This window comes from Brevibacillus sp. SIMBA_040 (genome assembly GCF_046535075.1).
Lineage (GTDB): Bacteria > Bacillota > Bacilli > Brevibacillales > Brevibacillaceae > Brevibacillus.
In genome coordinates this window covers 157,390-173,367 of record NZ_JAWRXI010000011.1, presented here as the reverse complement: position 1 = coordinate 173,367, position 15,978 = coordinate 157,390, and the positions used below count along the sequence as shown (strand labels likewise).

The window sequence follows — 15,978 nt, the reverse complement described above, 5'->3', positions numbered from 1 at the left end:
AATAATTGTTTTTGTGGGCCCCTGACAATCTGCCTTGGAATATAAGGTGTTCATGAACACGCAAGAATAGGAGTGTATTTTTATGTCAGTATCCAATAGTAAAAATGGTTTTATTATCCTCGCCATGGCTTTGGGACTGCTGATGTCGTCCCTGGACAATACGATCACCTCAGCAGCCATTACTCATATCATTCAGGAGATCGGTGGTTTTGAAAGCATGAGCTGGGTCTTTACAGCCTACGTATTAGCGGCAACCAGCACAATGCTCATCTTCGGAAAAATGTCAGATCTTTTTGGACGAAAGCTGTTTTATTTAATCGGTATTACCGTTTTTTTAATCGGCTCTGCGCTGTGTGGCGTCGCTCAAAATATCGAACAGCTCATTCTATTTCGTGCGATTCAAGGAATTGGTGGCGGGGCGCTTTTTCCTATCACCTTCACGATTCTGTTTACGCTTTCCTCCGATCCCAAATATACTGCACGTATTTCCGGGGTTTTCGCTGGCATCTTCGGGCTTTCTTCAGTTGCTGGACCTCAAATCGGAACGTTACTTTCTGAGCTACTGGGATGGCGCTGGTGCTTTTATGTCAATATTCCCATCGGTCTATTGTCTCTAGTGACGCTCCTCGTCTCACTCAAAGAATCTCGCTCACAAGCGAAACCAAAGATTGATTATTTGGGAACTATTTCATTGATCATCTCATCAATAGCGATCATGCTGGCACTCGAATGGGGTGGCAAGGTGTATGCTTGGTCTTCGTGGCAGGTTATCGGATTATTTGTTGTTTCTATTGTCGTCGGAGTATCCTTTGTTTTCATTGAACGTCAGGCACAGGAACCCATTCTCCCTCTGATCTTATTTAGGAATCGCATGGTGGTTGCGACCTGCATCGCCTGTCTATCACAAGGGGCTATTATGTTTGCTGCGATTACCTATTTACCGATCTTTGCGGTGGCTGTACTCGGTCACGCGAACGCTAATAGTGTTTTGACACCAATGATGCTCTCCTTGATGGCAGGTGCCGTAGTATTTGCGATGCTGCAAACCAAATTTTCATTTCGTGCCCTCATGACATTCTCCATGCTGGCTTGCTTGGGCATTAGCATTTTCTTAACGAACCTATCGCCTGCCATCTCGACCTTGCATCTGACATTACTCATGATTCTGCTCGGTTTTGCAGGGATCGGACCGCTCATGAGCATTGCACAGAACGCGATTGCCTATTCCGTTGACAAGAAGTATATGGGTATTTCTTCTTCAATCGTTGGTTTCTGCAGGAATATGGGGGGAGTATTGGGGGCGTCTGTTATGGCTGCTGTTGTTAACCAAAATTATAAAACGATCATCACAGCTGGAGAGCCATTACAAGGGATTCCGTCAGAAAAATTAGAGAGTCTACTAAACCCGGAAATACTGATGCAAGCAACTACCCAGGTCGATCCAGCTATTCATTTGTTCCTCCGAGATTCATTAGGAGCTGCTATCAATCATGGATATTTCGTGGGTATCGCTTTTGCCATAATCGGGTTTCTTTCTGTATTAAACGCGGGGCCAGGCCAAGCGAAAAACCCTAAAAAGGACGAAGATTCATAGGCGTGCTCGACTTATAACAGGAAGAATTTACGCTTGAAAGGATGACTGGAGTGAAAATAGGTTTAGTAAGGCATTACAAGGTAAAGCAAGAGTATCCAACGGGCACACCGATAAATGCAGATGAACTAAATGAATGGTTTCGAACCTATGATGAAGCAGAGATTGAAGAGGGATATACGGACCTACAAGGAATTGAATGGAATGAGTGCTTCACAAGTGATTTGCCAAGAGCTGTAAAAACAGCTGAGATCATTTACAAGGGGCCCATTCGCAAAATGGCGAAGCTACAAGAAATTCCGCCACCTAGATTTACGATGAGAGTAAAGCTCCCTTTCTTTGCATGGGCTATTCTTATTCGATCTTCCATGTTTTTTAACAGCCAAACTCGCGAAGAGATTAGACAAGCCAAATCAAAAATTAATGAAGTTCTCGATCATGCTATTTCCCATGAAAAAGAGAATGTGTTAATCGTCAGTCATGCAGCTCTTATGATGTTTATGCGAAAAGAGCTGATTAAAAGGGGATTTAAGGGCCCGACGTTTAAGCATGCGGAAAATGGAAAGCTTTATATTTTTGAAAAGTAAATTAGAGACATGAGTAGAGAATGGTTTCGACCAAAAGCGGGTATATAGCGGCACCTCCAATTGTTAGTTGTCAATTAACAGTTGGAGGTGCCATTATTTCCTTGGATATCGACTCAAAATAGCTGACAACTACCTCCCGAAATTCCAGAGCAGCCCGCGAAATGTACCGACTTTTTTGCCAAAGCAAAGCGATCTCTCGTACCAACTCCTGATCTTCTACCTGAAGATAGCTGATTTTTTCGTGTGCAGAGGCTGCTGTGCTTGGGATGAAGGCTATTCCAATCTCGGCTTCTACAAGACTGATCAGCCTGGCAGGTTCATCTCCTTCATACACATAATTCGGTACAAACCCAGCCGATTTGCAAATCGACTCGACCAAATCTCGCGTACCATAGCCTTTCTTTACACCGACAAACGATTCATCCGCCAGCTCTGCCAAGGATACGCTGCTTCGGTTTGCGAGCCGATGCGACTTGGGAACCGCTACATGAATAGGGTCAAGAAACACGATTTGACACTCGATGTCATCCTCGTAAACGGGAGGTGAGGACAAGCAAAAATCGACCTCGCCTCTTTGAAGCAGCGTAACCATTTCGTGTGTGCTCAGCATTTGCACATGAAATTGGATATGGGGCCGTTTTTTCCGAAATTCTCGAAGGATGTGTGGTAACGTGCTTGCCGTAGTGACCGCCAATTCGAGCGTGCCGTGTTCCGGGCTGGATAAATCACGAATCTCTTGTTTCCCTTGTTCCAATTCAAACAAAGCCCTTTCCGCACGGCGAAGGAATCTACTTCCGTACTCATTCAACCGCAGCTTCCTTCCGATCCGATCGAACAGAGGCGCTCCGAGATCTTCTTCCAGGCGTTGAATCGTTTTGCTTAACGACGATTGTGTCACGTGCAAACTTCTTGCGGCCTCGGTCACATGCTCTGATCGAGCTACAGCAAGAAAATATTTTAATTGAAGAAGCTCCATTGAGTTCCCCTCCGCTCATTCCTTTCAGTCAATGAAATCATAGCATAAAATGCGTTGGAGTAAATGTGAGATATCATATACGCTATCCTCAACAAGCTTTAGGGGGATCAGAAATGAATACTCGCAGCAGGTGGTTGTTAATTTCTGTTGGATTGGGGGTACTACTAAACCCTTTAAATTCTTCGATGATTGCAGTGGCGATTGCGAAGCTGCAGCATGTGTACAGCCTTGATTTTACGCAGGTTTCCTGGATTATTTTTACCTTCTACATTGCAAGCAGCATCGCTCAACCTGTGATGGGCAAAGCCAGCGATTTATTTGGCCGCAAAAAGATTTTCCTTACGGGGCTTGCTGTGGTCTCTGTGGCATCCTTAATAGCTCCTTTCTCACCCAGCTTCGGGTGGCTCATCGTGTTCCGCATTTTGCAAGCCATTGGAACAAGCATGATGGTTGCGGTAGGGATGGCGATTGTGCGCGTTCATATCACGGAAAGACAGGCGACTGCATTGTCCGTTTTGTCCATGTTCCTATCAGGAGCGGCAGCGATTGGGCCTTTTATCGGCGGTGTCTTGCTACATTGTTGGGATTGGCAAGCCATCTTTTTCGTCAATATTCCGTTTGTGGTGGCGAGCTTTCTATTAGCGTGGAGGAATATTCCCAATGATGAACCGCCAAAATCTACTACACAGGGCATGTCCCTACGAAAATGGGGAGAGTTTATCGATGCGTCAGGGGTTCTGCTTTTTACGGTGGGGCTAGTTAGCGTCCTCATTGGATTGTTGTCAGCAACATCATCTGGGCATGTCTCATTTGGGGTTGTCATTGTCGGGCTGCTCGGCCTCGTTACATTAGGATTTTTCGTACGACATGAGTTAAAGGCGACAGCACCCTTTATTCCTGTACGTGCATTTGCGAAATATCCCGCAATGACTTTGGTTAATATCGAATTCATACTCGTGAACCTGCTTTATTACTCGCTCTTTTTCGGCTTCCCATCCTATCTGCAAATGGTGCGTCATGTCAGCGAGGTAGATACAGGGATGCTCATGTTGAGCTTGGGCTTGTGCTCGCTCGTTGTGTCTCCACTGGCGGGGCGATGGATCGATAAATCAGGTCCAAAGCCAGCATTGCTCGTATCCGCAATATTGATGACACTAGGATCAGTGTGGATCGTGACATTGGATGAGAGTTCACCAGTCATCAGTGTTTGTTTGGCGTTAGCTGCATTCGGCATTAGCAACGGGTTGAACAATGTCGGCATGCAAGCAGCCTTGTTCAAGAGCTCTCCGAAAGAAATGATTGGTATGGCCTCCGGTTTATTTATGACATCGAGATACTTGGGCACCATTCTCGCTTCACTGCTGCTCGGCATTGTAATGGGAGATAGGCTTAGTGCTGAGGGTTTTCGCTTGCTTGGGGTGATCCTCGCCATCACTGCATTAATCTTGGTGTTCACGAGTTGGCAACGGAGAGAACCAGAGCAAGTAGAACAGTCTTAGAATCGATAATTGGAATTAAAAATTCGTTACGAACAGCAAATCTCATTGCCGAGGTTTGCTGTTTTTGTTTTTTAAGGTTTAGTTAAGGTTCGGATTAAAACGGTGTAAGGTGCAGGGGGCTATAATTAGCTGTGTAGTTACCAAAGAGACAAAAATACCGGGAGAGAGACATGAAAAATAACATCATCACTTGTGTATGGATCGTAGCCATCTTCCTTGGCGGTCTGCTCATTATCCAAAACGTAAACCTGAACCGGATTGGCGCAGATGTATTTTATACGCTGATCCAAGGGCCAGGAAAGGAACTGACAGACAGAGTCGGCAATGGAGAGACGTTGGTCAGATATGAATATGAATTGCCGGCTTTTGATAAAAACGGAACGCAAACCACATTGAAGTTTACTGCGGACAAGCAGCTTCGGGAAAAAGCGTATTTGAGCTTGTACGTGAAAGAGGGCAAGGGTGTGACCTCTTATCAGGAAGTGACAAAAGAAAAGCTGCCAGAGAAAGTCATGGAAAAGCTGCAAGAAAGAAAGGAGTAGAAGCAATGAGCACATCATCCATCCCGCAAAAAGAGCGGATCGTTGCATTAGATATCATTCGCGGTCTCGCATTGTTCGGAATCCTGTTTATTAATGTGAAAGGCTATATCCTTCTGACAGAAGGCGTAGAAATCCCTGTTTATAATGGGATCAATGCAGTGATCGATACTCTGATCAACATTTTCGTGGAAAAGAAGTTTTTCTCTATTTTCTCGTTCCTGTTTGGCGTTGGATTTTATATTTTCGCTTCACGGGCGGAAAAGCGGGGAGATAAGCCGTTGAGACGATTCTCCCGACGCCTTTTGACACTCTTTGTCATCGGAGTTGTACAAGTATTTATCTTTTGGGGAACGATCCTGCCTTTTTATGCGCTAATTGGGTTTCTCCTGCTGCCCTTTTACCGAGCAAAAGTCGCGACAGGTAGTAAATGGCTTGCGGGGATCACTGGCGTTTATTTGCTTGCGTTGATTCTGAAGCTTACAGGGGCAGCTAGCTTATTGTCCAGTGTACTTGACGTAATAGTTGCCGATTCCACGTTGATCTTTCTTATGTTTTTGGCAGGATTTCTTGCAGCAAAATCGGATTTGATCAGACGAGTCGGTGAATGGAAAAATCAGATCAGGCAAGTCGCGATTGGAGCTTTGCCGGTCGTTGCTGGTTTTTCAATCTGGACCTGGTTTGCAGCGGTGAATGGAGTAGATGAGCTGAAGCTGATCGTTTCTCTCGGCACCATTCCTGCAGTCGTATTTTATTTAAGCTCCCTGTTTTTGCTGTTGGAGCATGAGCAGATTCGCTCTTTTCTTACTCCTGTTTCGCGAGTAGGGCAGATGGCTCTTACGAATTATGTCGCGCAAAGCTTTATCGGAACGCTGATCATTTCGATCATGGGGCTGGAAATTGTTTCTCCGGTAAACGTGGTCATCATTGCCTGCCTGATTTTTATCGTACAAATCATCTTCAGCAGTCTGTGGTTCAAATTTTTTAGCATGGGGCCATTGGAAAAGATGTGGCGCTTTATGACCTATGGCAAACAAAAAGTGAAGTAGTTGAACGGAATGCGCAGAAAGGCTTGGAAAATGGCTTTTTTGCGCATTCTTCTATACAAGGGCCATGAAACCAGCTTGATATATGCCCGAGGCTCAGGCATACTCTCACAGTAAAAGGTTTGGGCAGTAGAGGAGGCAGCATGGAATGTCTAGCAAAAAGGTTTTAATTATCGACGATGAAGAAGATATTTTGAAGCTCATAAAAACGGTCCTCATCAAGGAAGGGATCGAGCATGTCATAACGGCAACGACGGCAAAAGAAGGATGGCAGCAATTTCAAACGGGCAAGCCAGACCTGGTTTTATTAGACATCATGCTGCCGGACGGAGAAGGCTATGAGGTTTGCAAGCAAATGAGGAACGTCTCCAAGGTACCGATCTTGTTCGTATCTGCCAAAACGGAAGAGATCGATAAAATTTTGGGCTTTGCCATCGGGGGAGACGATTTTATAACCAAGCCGTTCAGCCCCAAGGAGCTTGCTTATCGCGTGAAGGCACAATTGCGAAGAGCCGATTATGCCATAGCAGAAACGATGGAAGATCCGATTTTAAAAGCGGGTCCTTTTGAGTTGAACCCGCAAAAAGCAGAGCTGTTAAAGGATGGCAAGCCCATCGATGTAAAACCGAAGGAGCTTGGGTTAATGAAGTTTTTCCTCCAGAACGTCAACAAAGTGATCAGTAAGGAAAAGCTGTACGATACGGTCTGGGGAGAGGATTTTACGGGCATTGATAATACCGTCATGGTGCATATTCGGAGATTGCGGGAAAAAATTGAAGAACAGCCTTCCCAGCCAACGTATTTGATCACGATAAAAGGCTTAGGGTACAAACTAACTGTAGAGGATCAGTAACCCATGAAATGGAAAGTAACCGGAAGATATTTGGTATCGGTTGTTTTGGTCGTCGTACTCGTTATTTTCATCAATCTTATATTCACTCTCGCGTTGTTAATCGCCCAGTCCGGATTCGACATTCCGATATTCCTCAAAAAGGAAACATCACCAGAGCAGTTCACCCGGGAGTTCCAGAATCAGATCAAAATTGAAAATGGCGAAGTAACGGTTACGGAGGAAGGAAAGAGCGAGCTTCTGAAAAAGAAGGCGTGGATTCAAATTTTAGACGAAAATGGCAAGGAGATCATGGGCTATCTCGTGCCTGAAGGGGTAATGAAAAAATATACGCCAGCCGATATGATTCAAATGTACAAGTATCAAGAGGTGAATGGAGATACGACCGTTTTTATCGGGGAAAAGGAAGGAAAAGACCGCCGATACAGCTATTTCATCGGGATTGAGGACCCTGACTTAAATCGCTATGTGATTTCCTATGATAACCAGGTTTTTTTCCAAATCTCCAAGGTTGGGGCATATATTTTTGTAATCGATATTCTCATTGCGTTGTGGATTGGGTATATGTTTAGCAAGCGTCTTACACAGCCGCTCCATTCCCTCATTGATGGGATCAAAAACCTGGCGAACAACCAATATCATGTCTATTATGAGCCTCAAGGAATTTATCGGCAGGTATTCGAGCATGTCAATCAGTTATCCGATCAGCTGCAAATGAACGAGAATGAACGCAAGAAATTGGATCAGCTAAAAGAGGAATGGATCGCAAACATTTCCCATGATATAAAAACACCGCTTGCCTCCATCCAGGGTTACTCGGAAATGATTAAAGACCCGGATTACCATTTTTCCATGGATGAAATACGGGAATATGCAGGGATCATTGAACAAAAGTCACTATATATAAAAGAGGTCATGGAAGACCTACATTTGACGACACGCTTGAAAAATAAAGAACGATCCATTCAGAAGAAAACGATTAACATGGTGACGCTGCTGAGAAGCATTGTGATCGACATAGTGAATGATCCAAAATACGCCCATCGACAAATAGAATTTCAGCCAACGGAAGAGCGCATATCCGTAGAGGCTGATGAAATTTTGCTGAGGAGGGCGATCATCAATTTAATATACAATGCGATCGTTCACAATGACCCCGATGTAAAAATCGTTGTGAAAATCGAAATGAGAGAACGAGCGTACATGATCATCCAGGATAATGGAAAAGGGATCAAGAAAGAAGAACTGAACAGAATTTTTGACCGTTATTACCGAGGGACCAATACGGGAGAGGCGCATAAAGGCTCTGGACTCGGGATGGCCATAGCAAATGATATTATCCAGGCGCATAATGGTGAGATTACGATTCATAGTGAGGAAGGGCAAGGGACTAGGGTTGAGATTCAGTTGTAATTAGTGAAGTCTGGATGGTTGAACCACCAGAATACACCGTTACCTATAAAAGCACTCCTATGTTACTATGTGGGGTATGATTAAGAAAACATCATCCTATCATAGATTTTCAGAATGGGGAAAACATCTTGAAAACGTTTAAGAAAGTTTATATAGAAATCACCAGCATCTGCAATCTCGCCTGTTCCTTTTGCCCGCCAACCGAACGCAAAGCCAATTTTATTAAGGTCGAGGACTTTGCCAAAAGGCTGGACGAGATCAAGTCGCACACCAAGTACATTTATTTGCACGTAAAAGGAGAGCCGCTGCTTCATCCCAAAATTGATGAGCTGCTCGATATCAGCCACGAAAAAGGCTTTAAGGTCAATATCACGACAAACGGCACCTTGATTGCCAAAAATCGGCACAAGCTGCTAGGCAAGCCAGCACTGAGACAGATGAATTTTTCGCTCCACAGCTTTGACGGGCATGAGGGCTCTACCAATCGTGAGGGCTATTTACGAGAAATTCTTTCCTTCGTCCGGGAAGCGGAGGAGCATAAGATCATCTTTTCATTCCGTCTCTGGAATTTGACGCAGGACAATGCGACGAACATTCAAAAGAGTAGAAACCGCCAGACACTCGAAATTGTAGAAAAGGAATTTGGCCTTGATTACAGGATCGAAGAAAAAGTAGAACCGGGCAGCGGCGTGAAAATCGCGGATCGCGTTTATTTGAACCAGGATCATGAATTCCAGTGGCCGAGCATGACAGCGCCAGAGGATGACGGAAAAGGCTTTTGCCACGGACTGCGCAGTCAGGCTGCTATATTGGTGGATGGTACGGTCGTGCCATGCTGTCTGGACGGGGAAGGCGTCATTAATTTGGGGAATATTAACCAGACTTCGTTTTCGGACATCGTCGATGGTGAGCGCGCGAATAAACTTATCGAAGGCTTTTCGCGCAGAGAGGCTGTCGAGGAGCTTTGCAGGAGATGCGGGTATCGTCAGCGGTTTGGAGCGTAGTTATTGTGAAAGGTTTATATTAACTGAACCAAAATAGTGCAATAATAGAGTAGACAAGAATAGAAGGAGATTGATCTTTTTGAATCATAATGGAGCAAATAATGAGTTACCCTCAAATTACGAGGAGCTAAAAAAATCTGCCAATCGAACGTCGAATTGGAGAGAACGTTTTGATGCTGTTGAAGAGTTAGGTCAGTGGAAACACAGCCAAACGATCGATATATTAAAGCGAATCATGACTAGTGATGCTGTGTACAAGGTTCAAAAGGCTGCTTACACGAAGCTCAAGGAATTTGGCGAGGATGTCCAGTTACCGTCACAGAAAAAAGGCGACTTGATTAAAGGTACAACGAAAGCCTTGGTAAGAATTAAGAAGAGTTTACCAAAAGATCATACGTTCGAAGCGTTCAAAGAGAAGCTACAAAAGATGAGAACCGACATATATGATGCGTACGAGGGTGAAAAAGGGGCTGATTTTGATCAGTGGCTTGAAAACACCTGGGCCTCGTTATAGTAAGATTGAAGGAATAGTACATGTACCCAAGTGAATGATCTGCAGAGCTCAAGTGAAGAAAATCACTTGGGCTTTTTTCATTCCTTCTGTTATCGAGAGTAATCAAATCAATAGGAACGAAGGGTTGCTTTTACAACTCGATAACAACAGCGTGCTATGCTAATAGAGAGGTGATCCGAGTGGCAACCATTTTAATTGTCGAGGATGAAATCCCGATCCACGAATTGATCAGAAGAAATCTGCATGCTGTGGGACATACATGCCTTTCCGCATTCGATGGAAAAGAGGCCATTCAAATACAGGCACAAAAAGAAGTCGATCTCATCTTGCTGGACGTCATGCTTCCCGAGCTGGATGGGTATGAGGTTTTTCAGCAGCTTCGAGGCACGCCAACTATTTTTTTGACTGCTCGCAGCAGTTTATCTGATAAGGTGAAGGGCTTGACGCTTGGAGCAGACGATTATTTGGTCAAGCCTTTTGAGATGCTGGAGTTGCTAGCTCGAGTAGATGCGGTGCTGCGACGCACGAAAAAGGAGGTCAAAAGCTTTGAACTGGATGCGGTGAAAATCGATTTTGAGAGCAGACAGGCTTTTTTGAACGATAAACCGGTTGAATGTACCCCAAAAGAATTCGATTTGCTAGAGGTGCTGGTGATCAATCGCAATATTGCCCTGTCTCGGGAAAAATTGATCGAGCTTGCCTGGGGCTTCGACTATGTAGGGGATACCCGAACAGTGGATGTTCATATTCAAAAGCTGCGAAAGAAGCTGCAGATGGATTCCAGCATTAAAACGGTTTACAAGCTGGGATACCGTCTGGAGGTGTAACGGAGAAATTTTTATAACTTCCTAATAACTTGATGATGGTTCTATGATTTTGTCCTTCTATACTGCTTTTGTGATCACAAACAAAACAATGAAGGAGAGATTTAGAGTGAAAGTAGATCGAATGGTAAAAAAGGGATGGAAGCAAACGGTAGTGGCGGCAGCATTGATTACGGGAGCCAGCACATTGCTGTTCCAGGGATGCATCTTGGCTGCGACAGCGTCAGAGTACAACAAAACCAATACGGTTTCTACTAGCTATGCAAGCTTCGCAGCCGCTTCTTCTCAAGTGGCGCAAAATAGCGTTCCAGATGGCTACCAAAAAGCAAACTATACGATTCGAGACATCAACCTCGAATATTTCCGAAATCAAACACCAACGAGCAAAGACATGCCGAAAGAAGCTGCGGCAGAAATCGGTGCCCAGACGCTTTGGAACGTTTTTGGGCTTGGATTGGAGGGACAAGTAATTGAAATGGGATATCAGCAGCCAACTGAAAATCTCCCTCGTTCGAGCTGGTACGCAGATGTAGTGGTAAACGGTAAGCGCAGCTACTGCTTTTCTGTGGACTCGGTAACAGGTGAGGTATTTAACATCGGGCGTGAAAGAACGCTGAATGAGACAGTTTCCGTCGCTTTTGATGCAGCTCTGGATAAAAACCCGCAGGAGTATGTTGCGCTCGCAAAGCTACAAGCGGAGAAATACAATGTCGTTCATAGCAAGATCAAGTCGGTTGCCTACAACGGCCAAGGGTACAGCAACAATGATCCAACAATTTCACTAGATATCACGGGTGAAAATGGAGAAATTGCATTGATGACCTTCTCTCGTCACGACAAGGCGCTGCTCGGCATTGTTTACAATGGGGAATACATGCAAGTATTGGAATCGCATGAAAAGCTTATCAAGCGTGTACAGGAAAGAGTGAAGGAGCTGGAAAAGTCAGCGCCCGCTGCCAGCGATAACGGGCAACCTTTTCTAAAGGCTTTGGACTTGGATTAGGTTTGTTAGGGGAGCAGTTTCTAGGCCGCCACAAAGTTGGCGGCTTCCTCTCGTATAATCGCATGCATGCAGCCATTTGATGATAGATAGAGGTGATTTTTTCGATGAAAAATCGGACCTTTTTAACCACGTTGGTGCTTTTTCTGCTTTCTTTCAACTTGGGGATCGTCATTATCTCGATTACAACATTCAAAGATACGGTGCATCGGGCAGAGGAAAAAAGCTTGGACGAGCATTATTTTATAACGTCTGCACTCGTAAAGGATTTTCATGCTGTAGAAAGCAGAGGGGTTAAAATCGAGGATTCCTTAGGTTCGCTTCTGCAGCCGTACAGTTATTTGTCCAGCGATAAAAAAGTGAAGCTGGCCCTGTATAAAGGCAATCAGCTTCTCTATTCCAATCGTCAGGAAGTGGAATTGCCGGGCCATTTTTTGGAGCCGCCAGCAGATGGAGATCGCATAGTGTCGATCCAAGAAACAGATGATCGTACTCATGTCATCGTCTCGGGGAAGCTTCCTGCGCCCTATGATTTTTATACAATGGTTTATTTATACGATACGACTGATGCCATCAACGCATGGAAGCAAATGAAAAACATGCTGTTTCTCGCGGGGCTGGTGCTCTCCAGCTTGTTCGCGGCAGGTTTATTGTTGCTGCTTAATCGAATATTCAGGCCGCTCACCCAGATTTCTCAAACCTCCCGTAATATCGCGGCCGGGGCATATGAAACCAGGCTTCCGGTATCGGGAAATGACGAGCTGGCGGAAATGGCGCAGAACTTCAATCATATGGCAGAAGAAATTCAGGAGCAGATGCATCAACTGGAGTCATCTGCGAGGCAGAAGCAGCAATTCGTAGATAATTTGGCTCATGAGCTCAGAACTCCTCTGACCGCCATTTACGGCTATGCGGAGTATATTCAAAAGGTCGTTCGCACAGAAGAGGACAAGCTGTTTGCGACCAATTACATTATGTCTGAAAGTCGCAGACTTCAGAATATCGCTTATCGTTTGCTTGATATGGCAACTCTTCGTGGAAATAAGATTGAGCGTAACGAGGTTCACATGAGTGAGTTAGTTCGAGGAGTCGAGCAAGCTCTGTCTATGAAGGCAGCTGAAGAAAACATCCAGATTACCTATGAGTATCGCTATGATACATTATTTTGTGATGCTGATTTGATGCATATCCTGCTCGTTAATTTGCTTGACAACGCGATGAAGGCATGTGGGCGCGGTGGTGTGATCAGGCTAGTAGCTAATCTGGAGGACAAACATAAGGTGATCTTCGTCCAGGATAACGGTAGAGGTATAGCAGAGGATCATCTCGTTCATATAACAGAGGCGTTTTATCGTGTGGACCAATCCCGCAGTCGCGCTGGTGGCGGAGCGGGATTGGGCTTGACGCTTTGCCAGCAGATTGCTGTTAGTCACGGTGCAGAGCTGAGCTTTTCATCAGAGTTGGGAAAGGGTACAACAGCTAAATTAACATTTACAAGTGACGAATAACGGTCACTTCGATTTTGCATCTAATGCCGTCCAGCTCTCATAATTATGGATCGCGTACCCTGCGTAGCTTGGATACGGAGACAGCTGTTCCTCTACTTTTTTTAATTCGGTTTTCATAGCCCCTGTACTTAACGAATAAAACGTCGTGAAGGCACCTTCCGAACTAGGGGCAGTTTCCACCGCAACGATTACGTTCTTTTTAAGCGTGCTTGCTTCCTTTATGATTGTCTTTGCGTTGGCAACGATCCCATCATTGCCTAAAGCAACATTTCGATAATCCATGATGACAACAGAATCTACCTTTTCTAATAGCCATGCACTGAAGCTATAGTTGGAGCCCGGGACCTTGACGAGATGAAGCCAAAAAGGAATATCCAACGTAATTTTCAAACCACTTCCTTTGGCTTCCCTCTCAATAAACCGCATATTGTCCATCCAATTTTCAACAACCAGCTGATTATTTGTTTTCCATTCAGCTAAAATATAAGGCTCAATATCAAAGTGCAGTCCTTCAAACCGTTCTTCTGCTCCAACTGCTGTATTGTATGATTTTACCCATGAAATAAACTCCTTGATTTGGTTTTGATTATGAGTAAAAGCCCAAGTGGGGCGGCCTTCAAGTGCTTCTACTTTGATTTGTTTTTCCCTTGCTCCGCGAACAAATTTTTGATAAACCGCTGCAGGTATGTCTTTATCAATCTGAAGGTATATCGTAGTTAATTTGTTATCACTAGCAAACTTGAGGATATTTTCGTGGTCCGTTTTGATGATGCTGGCATTCCAAATCCATGTACCTCGCTCAATCTGCGAAGTACGATCAATGGTGGACGGTGGTAAAGGCGGAGGCACCACTTTCGCATGTCCTGGAGTTGTCACGACAGCTAGATTACGCTCGGCCATCCAATCGATTTTCGCGTCAAAGGCTTCACTGATGAAGCGAAGCGGAACCATTGTACGGTTGTTTTTGATCACCGCTGGCGCATCAAAGGTTACATTTTTCCCATTCACCTGCGCGTGGTTTTGCCCAATGGTTAAATGAATGGTTTTGTCTTTTTTCTTCAGCGTCACCTGATTTGTTTCCCCATTCCACTGCACATGAAGACCTAGCTTTTCTGCTACAAATCTTACTGGAACCATCGTGCGCTTGGACTTTATATCTACATACGGTGCCCCATCAGGAAAGGACACATATTGCCCATCCACAGCTACATGGACCTGCGATGCGGATAGTGCCGGTGAGAAGTTAGCTGTGCTTAGCAGTATCACCAACATGATCAACATACCCGCTCGTTGTATTTTCTTCATATGTCATTTCCTCGAATCTTCAATGTACTTGCCTATCGTCTTAATTTGGAGTAGTTACTACATTTTACTATAATCATATGCTTATTTACCTGATCAAAAGGTTGCAGGGAAGCAGATGAAGAAACTCCTGGATAATCATAACGTAGAGTTTGTGTACCTCTATTTGGGCAGATTATTAACCAGCCATGTATTCTCATCTACTTTACTAACTTCAATGGTGTAAGGCTCAGGACGTTTCTCTGGTTCCGGTGTATCACCAGAATAATACTCGTATAACCAAACATGAAACGTCACCGTATTTTCACCTGCATTTTCATGTCCAATGATCTCGAATCCTTGATGGTGAGGATTTGATAACCCTGTAAAAAACATGGTTACATCTTCTGGGCTAACTGAGTTTTTAACGTTATCAGTAAGCAATTCACTACCTTTCGCAGCATCTCTGTTCAACCACGCAATCAGGAAAGTGTTAGCTGTATGTAGTGCTAGTAAATAATTTTTATCCACCTGTACTTGATTTGTTTGTTGAGCAGTTGAAGAAGCAGCAGTATTACAACCGCTTAGTAGTGATGAAAAGGTAAAGAGAAAGCAGCCAAGCCAAATTAATTTTTTCAAGATTAATCCCTCGCAAAATATGTATTTTCAATCTTAGTAGACAGGATAAGCGGATGAAAAGTAACCATGGCCATCTAAATAGTGATTTGTTCCATCAAAGACGACATACCTGTACGCCAGTGTGTTTCGAGGAGCTGGCTGGCTAGCTCGATGTCCTTTTGTTTCAAAGCAGCAATGATTTCTTGATGCTGTACATGCGATCTGTGGATGAGCTCAGCGTCCCACATAAATGAATATTCGTAACGGCGAATCGTTTTCTTTAGGTCAGCAATCATTTCATGCAAACGCTGGTTTAAACAACCTGCAATCAAGAGGTCATGCCAATGGAAATCGATCTCCAATGCTGACACAGGCTCTCCTTTTGCTTGAAGAAGCTGATCGTTCAAATCATCCAGTTCACTGAAATCGGGGGTGTCTTGTGCCATTCGCAGAGCCAAGCATTCTAGGGTCCAGAGGATCGGGTACATTTCCTGTACCTCGCGAGCTGTCAATGGTCTCACGGTGAACCCCCTGGCTAAGTCAGAGCGCAAAAGACCCTCTTTTGTCAAATCCAGCAGAGCCTCTCGTAGAGGTGTCCGGCTTACACCAAGTTCTGCTGACAAAGCTGACTCGACAATTCGGCTGCCTGCTGGAAAAACACCCTTCATTACACGCTCCAACACGATTTTTCTCAATTGTTCACGCAGAGGTTGTTTTGGGCTCACGGC

At 44.6% G+C, this 15,978-nt stretch carries 16 protein-coding genes; 12 read left to right on the top strand and 4 right to left on the bottom strand.

Annotated features, from left to right (window positions below):
- The first annotated feature begins 82 nt into the window (after positions 1–82).
- Complete coding sequence (locus SB752_RS20045) at positions 83–1,594, top strand: MFS transporter (protein WP_410717331.1); 1,512 nt, start codon at positions 83–85, stop codon at positions 1,592–1,594.
- A gap of 41 nt (positions 1,595–1,635) precedes the next feature.
- A complete protein-coding gene (locus SB752_RS20040) occupies positions 1,636–2,178 on the top strand; it encodes a histidine phosphatase family protein (RefSeq protein ID WP_410717330.1) in 543 nt (180 codons plus the stop codon).
- A 70-nt stretch (positions 2,179–2,248) separates the two neighbouring features.
- On the opposite strand, the gene SB752_RS20035 is transcribed toward SB752_RS20040, so the two are convergent.
- Complete coding sequence (locus SB752_RS20035) at positions 2,249–3,154, bottom strand: LysR family transcriptional regulator (RefSeq protein WP_410717329.1); 906 nt, start codon at positions 3,152–3,154, stop codon at positions 2,249–2,251.
- A 113-nt stretch (positions 3,155–3,267) separates the two neighbouring features.
- On the opposite strand from SB752_RS20035, the gene SB752_RS20030 reads away from it, so the two are divergent.
- The 10 genes from SB752_RS20030 (at position 3,268) to SB752_RS19985 (ending at position 13,351) form a co-directional block, all read left to right on the top strand.
- Positions 3,268–4,653 carry an MFS transporter gene (locus SB752_RS20030; RefSeq protein ID WP_410717328.1) on the top strand — a complete coding sequence of 462 codons (1,386 nt, stop codon included), beginning with the start codon at positions 3,268–3,270 and terminating at the stop codon, positions 4,651–4,653.
- A gap of 170 nt (positions 4,654–4,823) precedes the next feature.
- Positions 4,824–5,195 carry a YxeA family protein gene (locus SB752_RS20025; RefSeq protein WP_410717327.1) on the top strand — a complete coding sequence of 124 codons (372 nt, stop codon included), beginning with the start codon at positions 4,824–4,826 and terminating at the stop codon, positions 5,193–5,195.
- Positions 5,196–5,200: 5 nt separating this feature from the next.
- Positions 5,201–6,241: a DUF418 domain-containing protein gene (locus SB752_RS20020; protein ID WP_410717326.1), complete on the top strand. Its 1,041-nt coding sequence runs from the start codon at positions 5,201–5,203 to the stop codon at positions 6,239–6,241.
- 145 nt (positions 6,242–6,386) lie between these two features.
- On the top strand, positions 6,387–7,091 hold the full coding sequence (locus SB752_RS20015; protein ID WP_410717325.1) for a response regulator transcription factor: 705 nt from the start codon (positions 6,387–6,389) through the stop codon (positions 7,089–7,091).
- A 3-nt stretch (positions 7,092–7,094) separates the two neighbouring features.
- A complete protein-coding gene (locus SB752_RS20010) occupies positions 7,095–8,501 on the top strand; it encodes a sensor histidine kinase (protein WP_410717324.1) in 1,407 nt (468 codons plus the stop codon).
- Between the two features lie 128 nt (positions 8,502–8,629).
- A complete protein-coding gene (locus SB752_RS20005) occupies positions 8,630–9,505 on the top strand; it encodes a radical SAM/SPASM domain-containing protein (protein WP_410717323.1) in 876 nt (291 codons plus the stop codon).
- 79 nt (positions 9,506–9,584) lie between these two features.
- Positions 9,585–10,019, top strand: a complete 435-nt coding sequence (locus SB752_RS20000) for a HEAT repeat domain-containing protein (RefSeq protein WP_410717322.1) — start codon at positions 9,585–9,587, stop codon at positions 10,017–10,019.
- Between the two features lie 179 nt (positions 10,020–10,198).
- Positions 10,199–10,846 (top strand): response regulator transcription factor, encoded by a 648-nt coding sequence (locus SB752_RS19995; RefSeq protein WP_410717321.1) that lies wholly within the window; start codon positions 10,199–10,201, stop codon positions 10,844–10,846.
- Positions 10,847–10,952: 106 nt separating this feature from the next.
- The gene (locus SB752_RS19990; RefSeq protein WP_410717320.1) at positions 10,953–11,846 is read left to right on the top strand and encodes a hypothetical protein; all 894 of its coding nucleotides are present in this window, start codon (positions 10,953–10,955) and stop codon (positions 11,844–11,846) included.
- A gap of 104 nt (positions 11,847–11,950) precedes the next feature.
- The gene (locus SB752_RS19985; RefSeq protein ID WP_410717319.1) at positions 11,951–13,351 is read left to right on the top strand and encodes a sensor histidine kinase; all 1,401 of its coding nucleotides are present in this window, start codon (positions 11,951–11,953) and stop codon (positions 13,349–13,351) included.
- Positions 13,352–13,354: 3 nt separating this feature from the next.
- Here the strand turns inward: SB752_RS19985 and SB752_RS19980 are convergent, their stop codons facing one another.
- The 3 genes from SB752_RS19980 to SB752_RS19970 form a co-directional block, all read right to left on the bottom strand.
- Positions 13,355–14,656 carry a copper amine oxidase N-terminal domain-containing protein gene (locus SB752_RS19980; protein ID WP_410717318.1) on the bottom strand — a complete coding sequence of 434 codons (1,302 nt, stop codon included), beginning with the start codon at positions 14,654–14,656 and terminating at the stop codon, positions 13,355–13,357.
- Between the two features lie 159 nt (positions 14,657–14,815).
- Positions 14,816–15,271 (bottom strand): hypothetical protein, encoded by a 456-nt coding sequence (locus SB752_RS19975; protein WP_410717317.1) that lies wholly within the window; start codon positions 15,269–15,271, stop codon positions 14,816–14,818.
- A gap of 74 nt (positions 15,272–15,345) precedes the next feature.
- Positions 15,346–15,975 carry a GntR family transcriptional regulator gene (locus SB752_RS19970; protein ID WP_410717316.1) on the bottom strand — a complete coding sequence of 210 codons (630 nt, stop codon included), beginning with the start codon at positions 15,973–15,975 and terminating at the stop codon, positions 15,346–15,348.
- Positions 15,976–15,978: the final 3 nt, after the last annotated feature.

Bases quoted from the DNA above. Each gene is read 5' to 3' on its own strand.
- SB752_RS20010 (WP_410717324.1), top strand. From the start codon at position 7,095: ATGAAATGGAAAGTAACCGGAAGATATTTGGTATCGGTTGTTTTGGTC.
- SB752_RS19985 (WP_410717319.1), top strand. From the start codon at position 11,951: ATGAAAAATCGGACCTTTTTAACCACGTTGGTGCTTTTTCTGCTTTCT.
- SB752_RS20025 (WP_410717327.1), top strand. From the start codon at position 4,824: ATGAAAAATAACATCATCACTTGTGTATGGATCGTAGCCATCTTCCTT.
- SB752_RS19980 (WP_410717318.1), bottom strand. From the start codon at position 14,656: ATGAAGAAAATACAACGAGCGGGTATGTTGATCATGTTGGTGATACTG.
- SB752_RS20045 (WP_410717331.1), top strand. From the start codon at position 83: ATGTCAGTATCCAATAGTAAAAATGGTTTTATTATCCTCGCCATGGCT.
- SB752_RS20020 (WP_410717326.1), top strand. From the start codon at position 5,201: ATGAGCACATCATCCATCCCGCAAAAAGAGCGGATCGTTGCATTAGAT.
- SB752_RS20040 (WP_410717330.1), top strand. From the start codon at position 1,636: ATGACTGGAGTGAAAATAGGTTTAGTAAGGCATTACAAGGTAAAGCAA.
- SB752_RS20015 (WP_410717325.1), top strand. From the start codon at position 6,387: ATGTCTAGCAAAAAGGTTTTAATTATCGACGATGAAGAAGATATTTTG.
- SB752_RS20030 (WP_410717328.1), top strand. From the start codon at position 3,268: ATGAATACTCGCAGCAGGTGGTTGTTAATTTCTGTTGGATTGGGGGTA.
- SB752_RS20035 (WP_410717329.1), bottom strand. From the start codon at position 3,154: ATGGAGCTTCTTCAATTAAAATATTTTCTTGCTGTAGCTCGATCAGAG.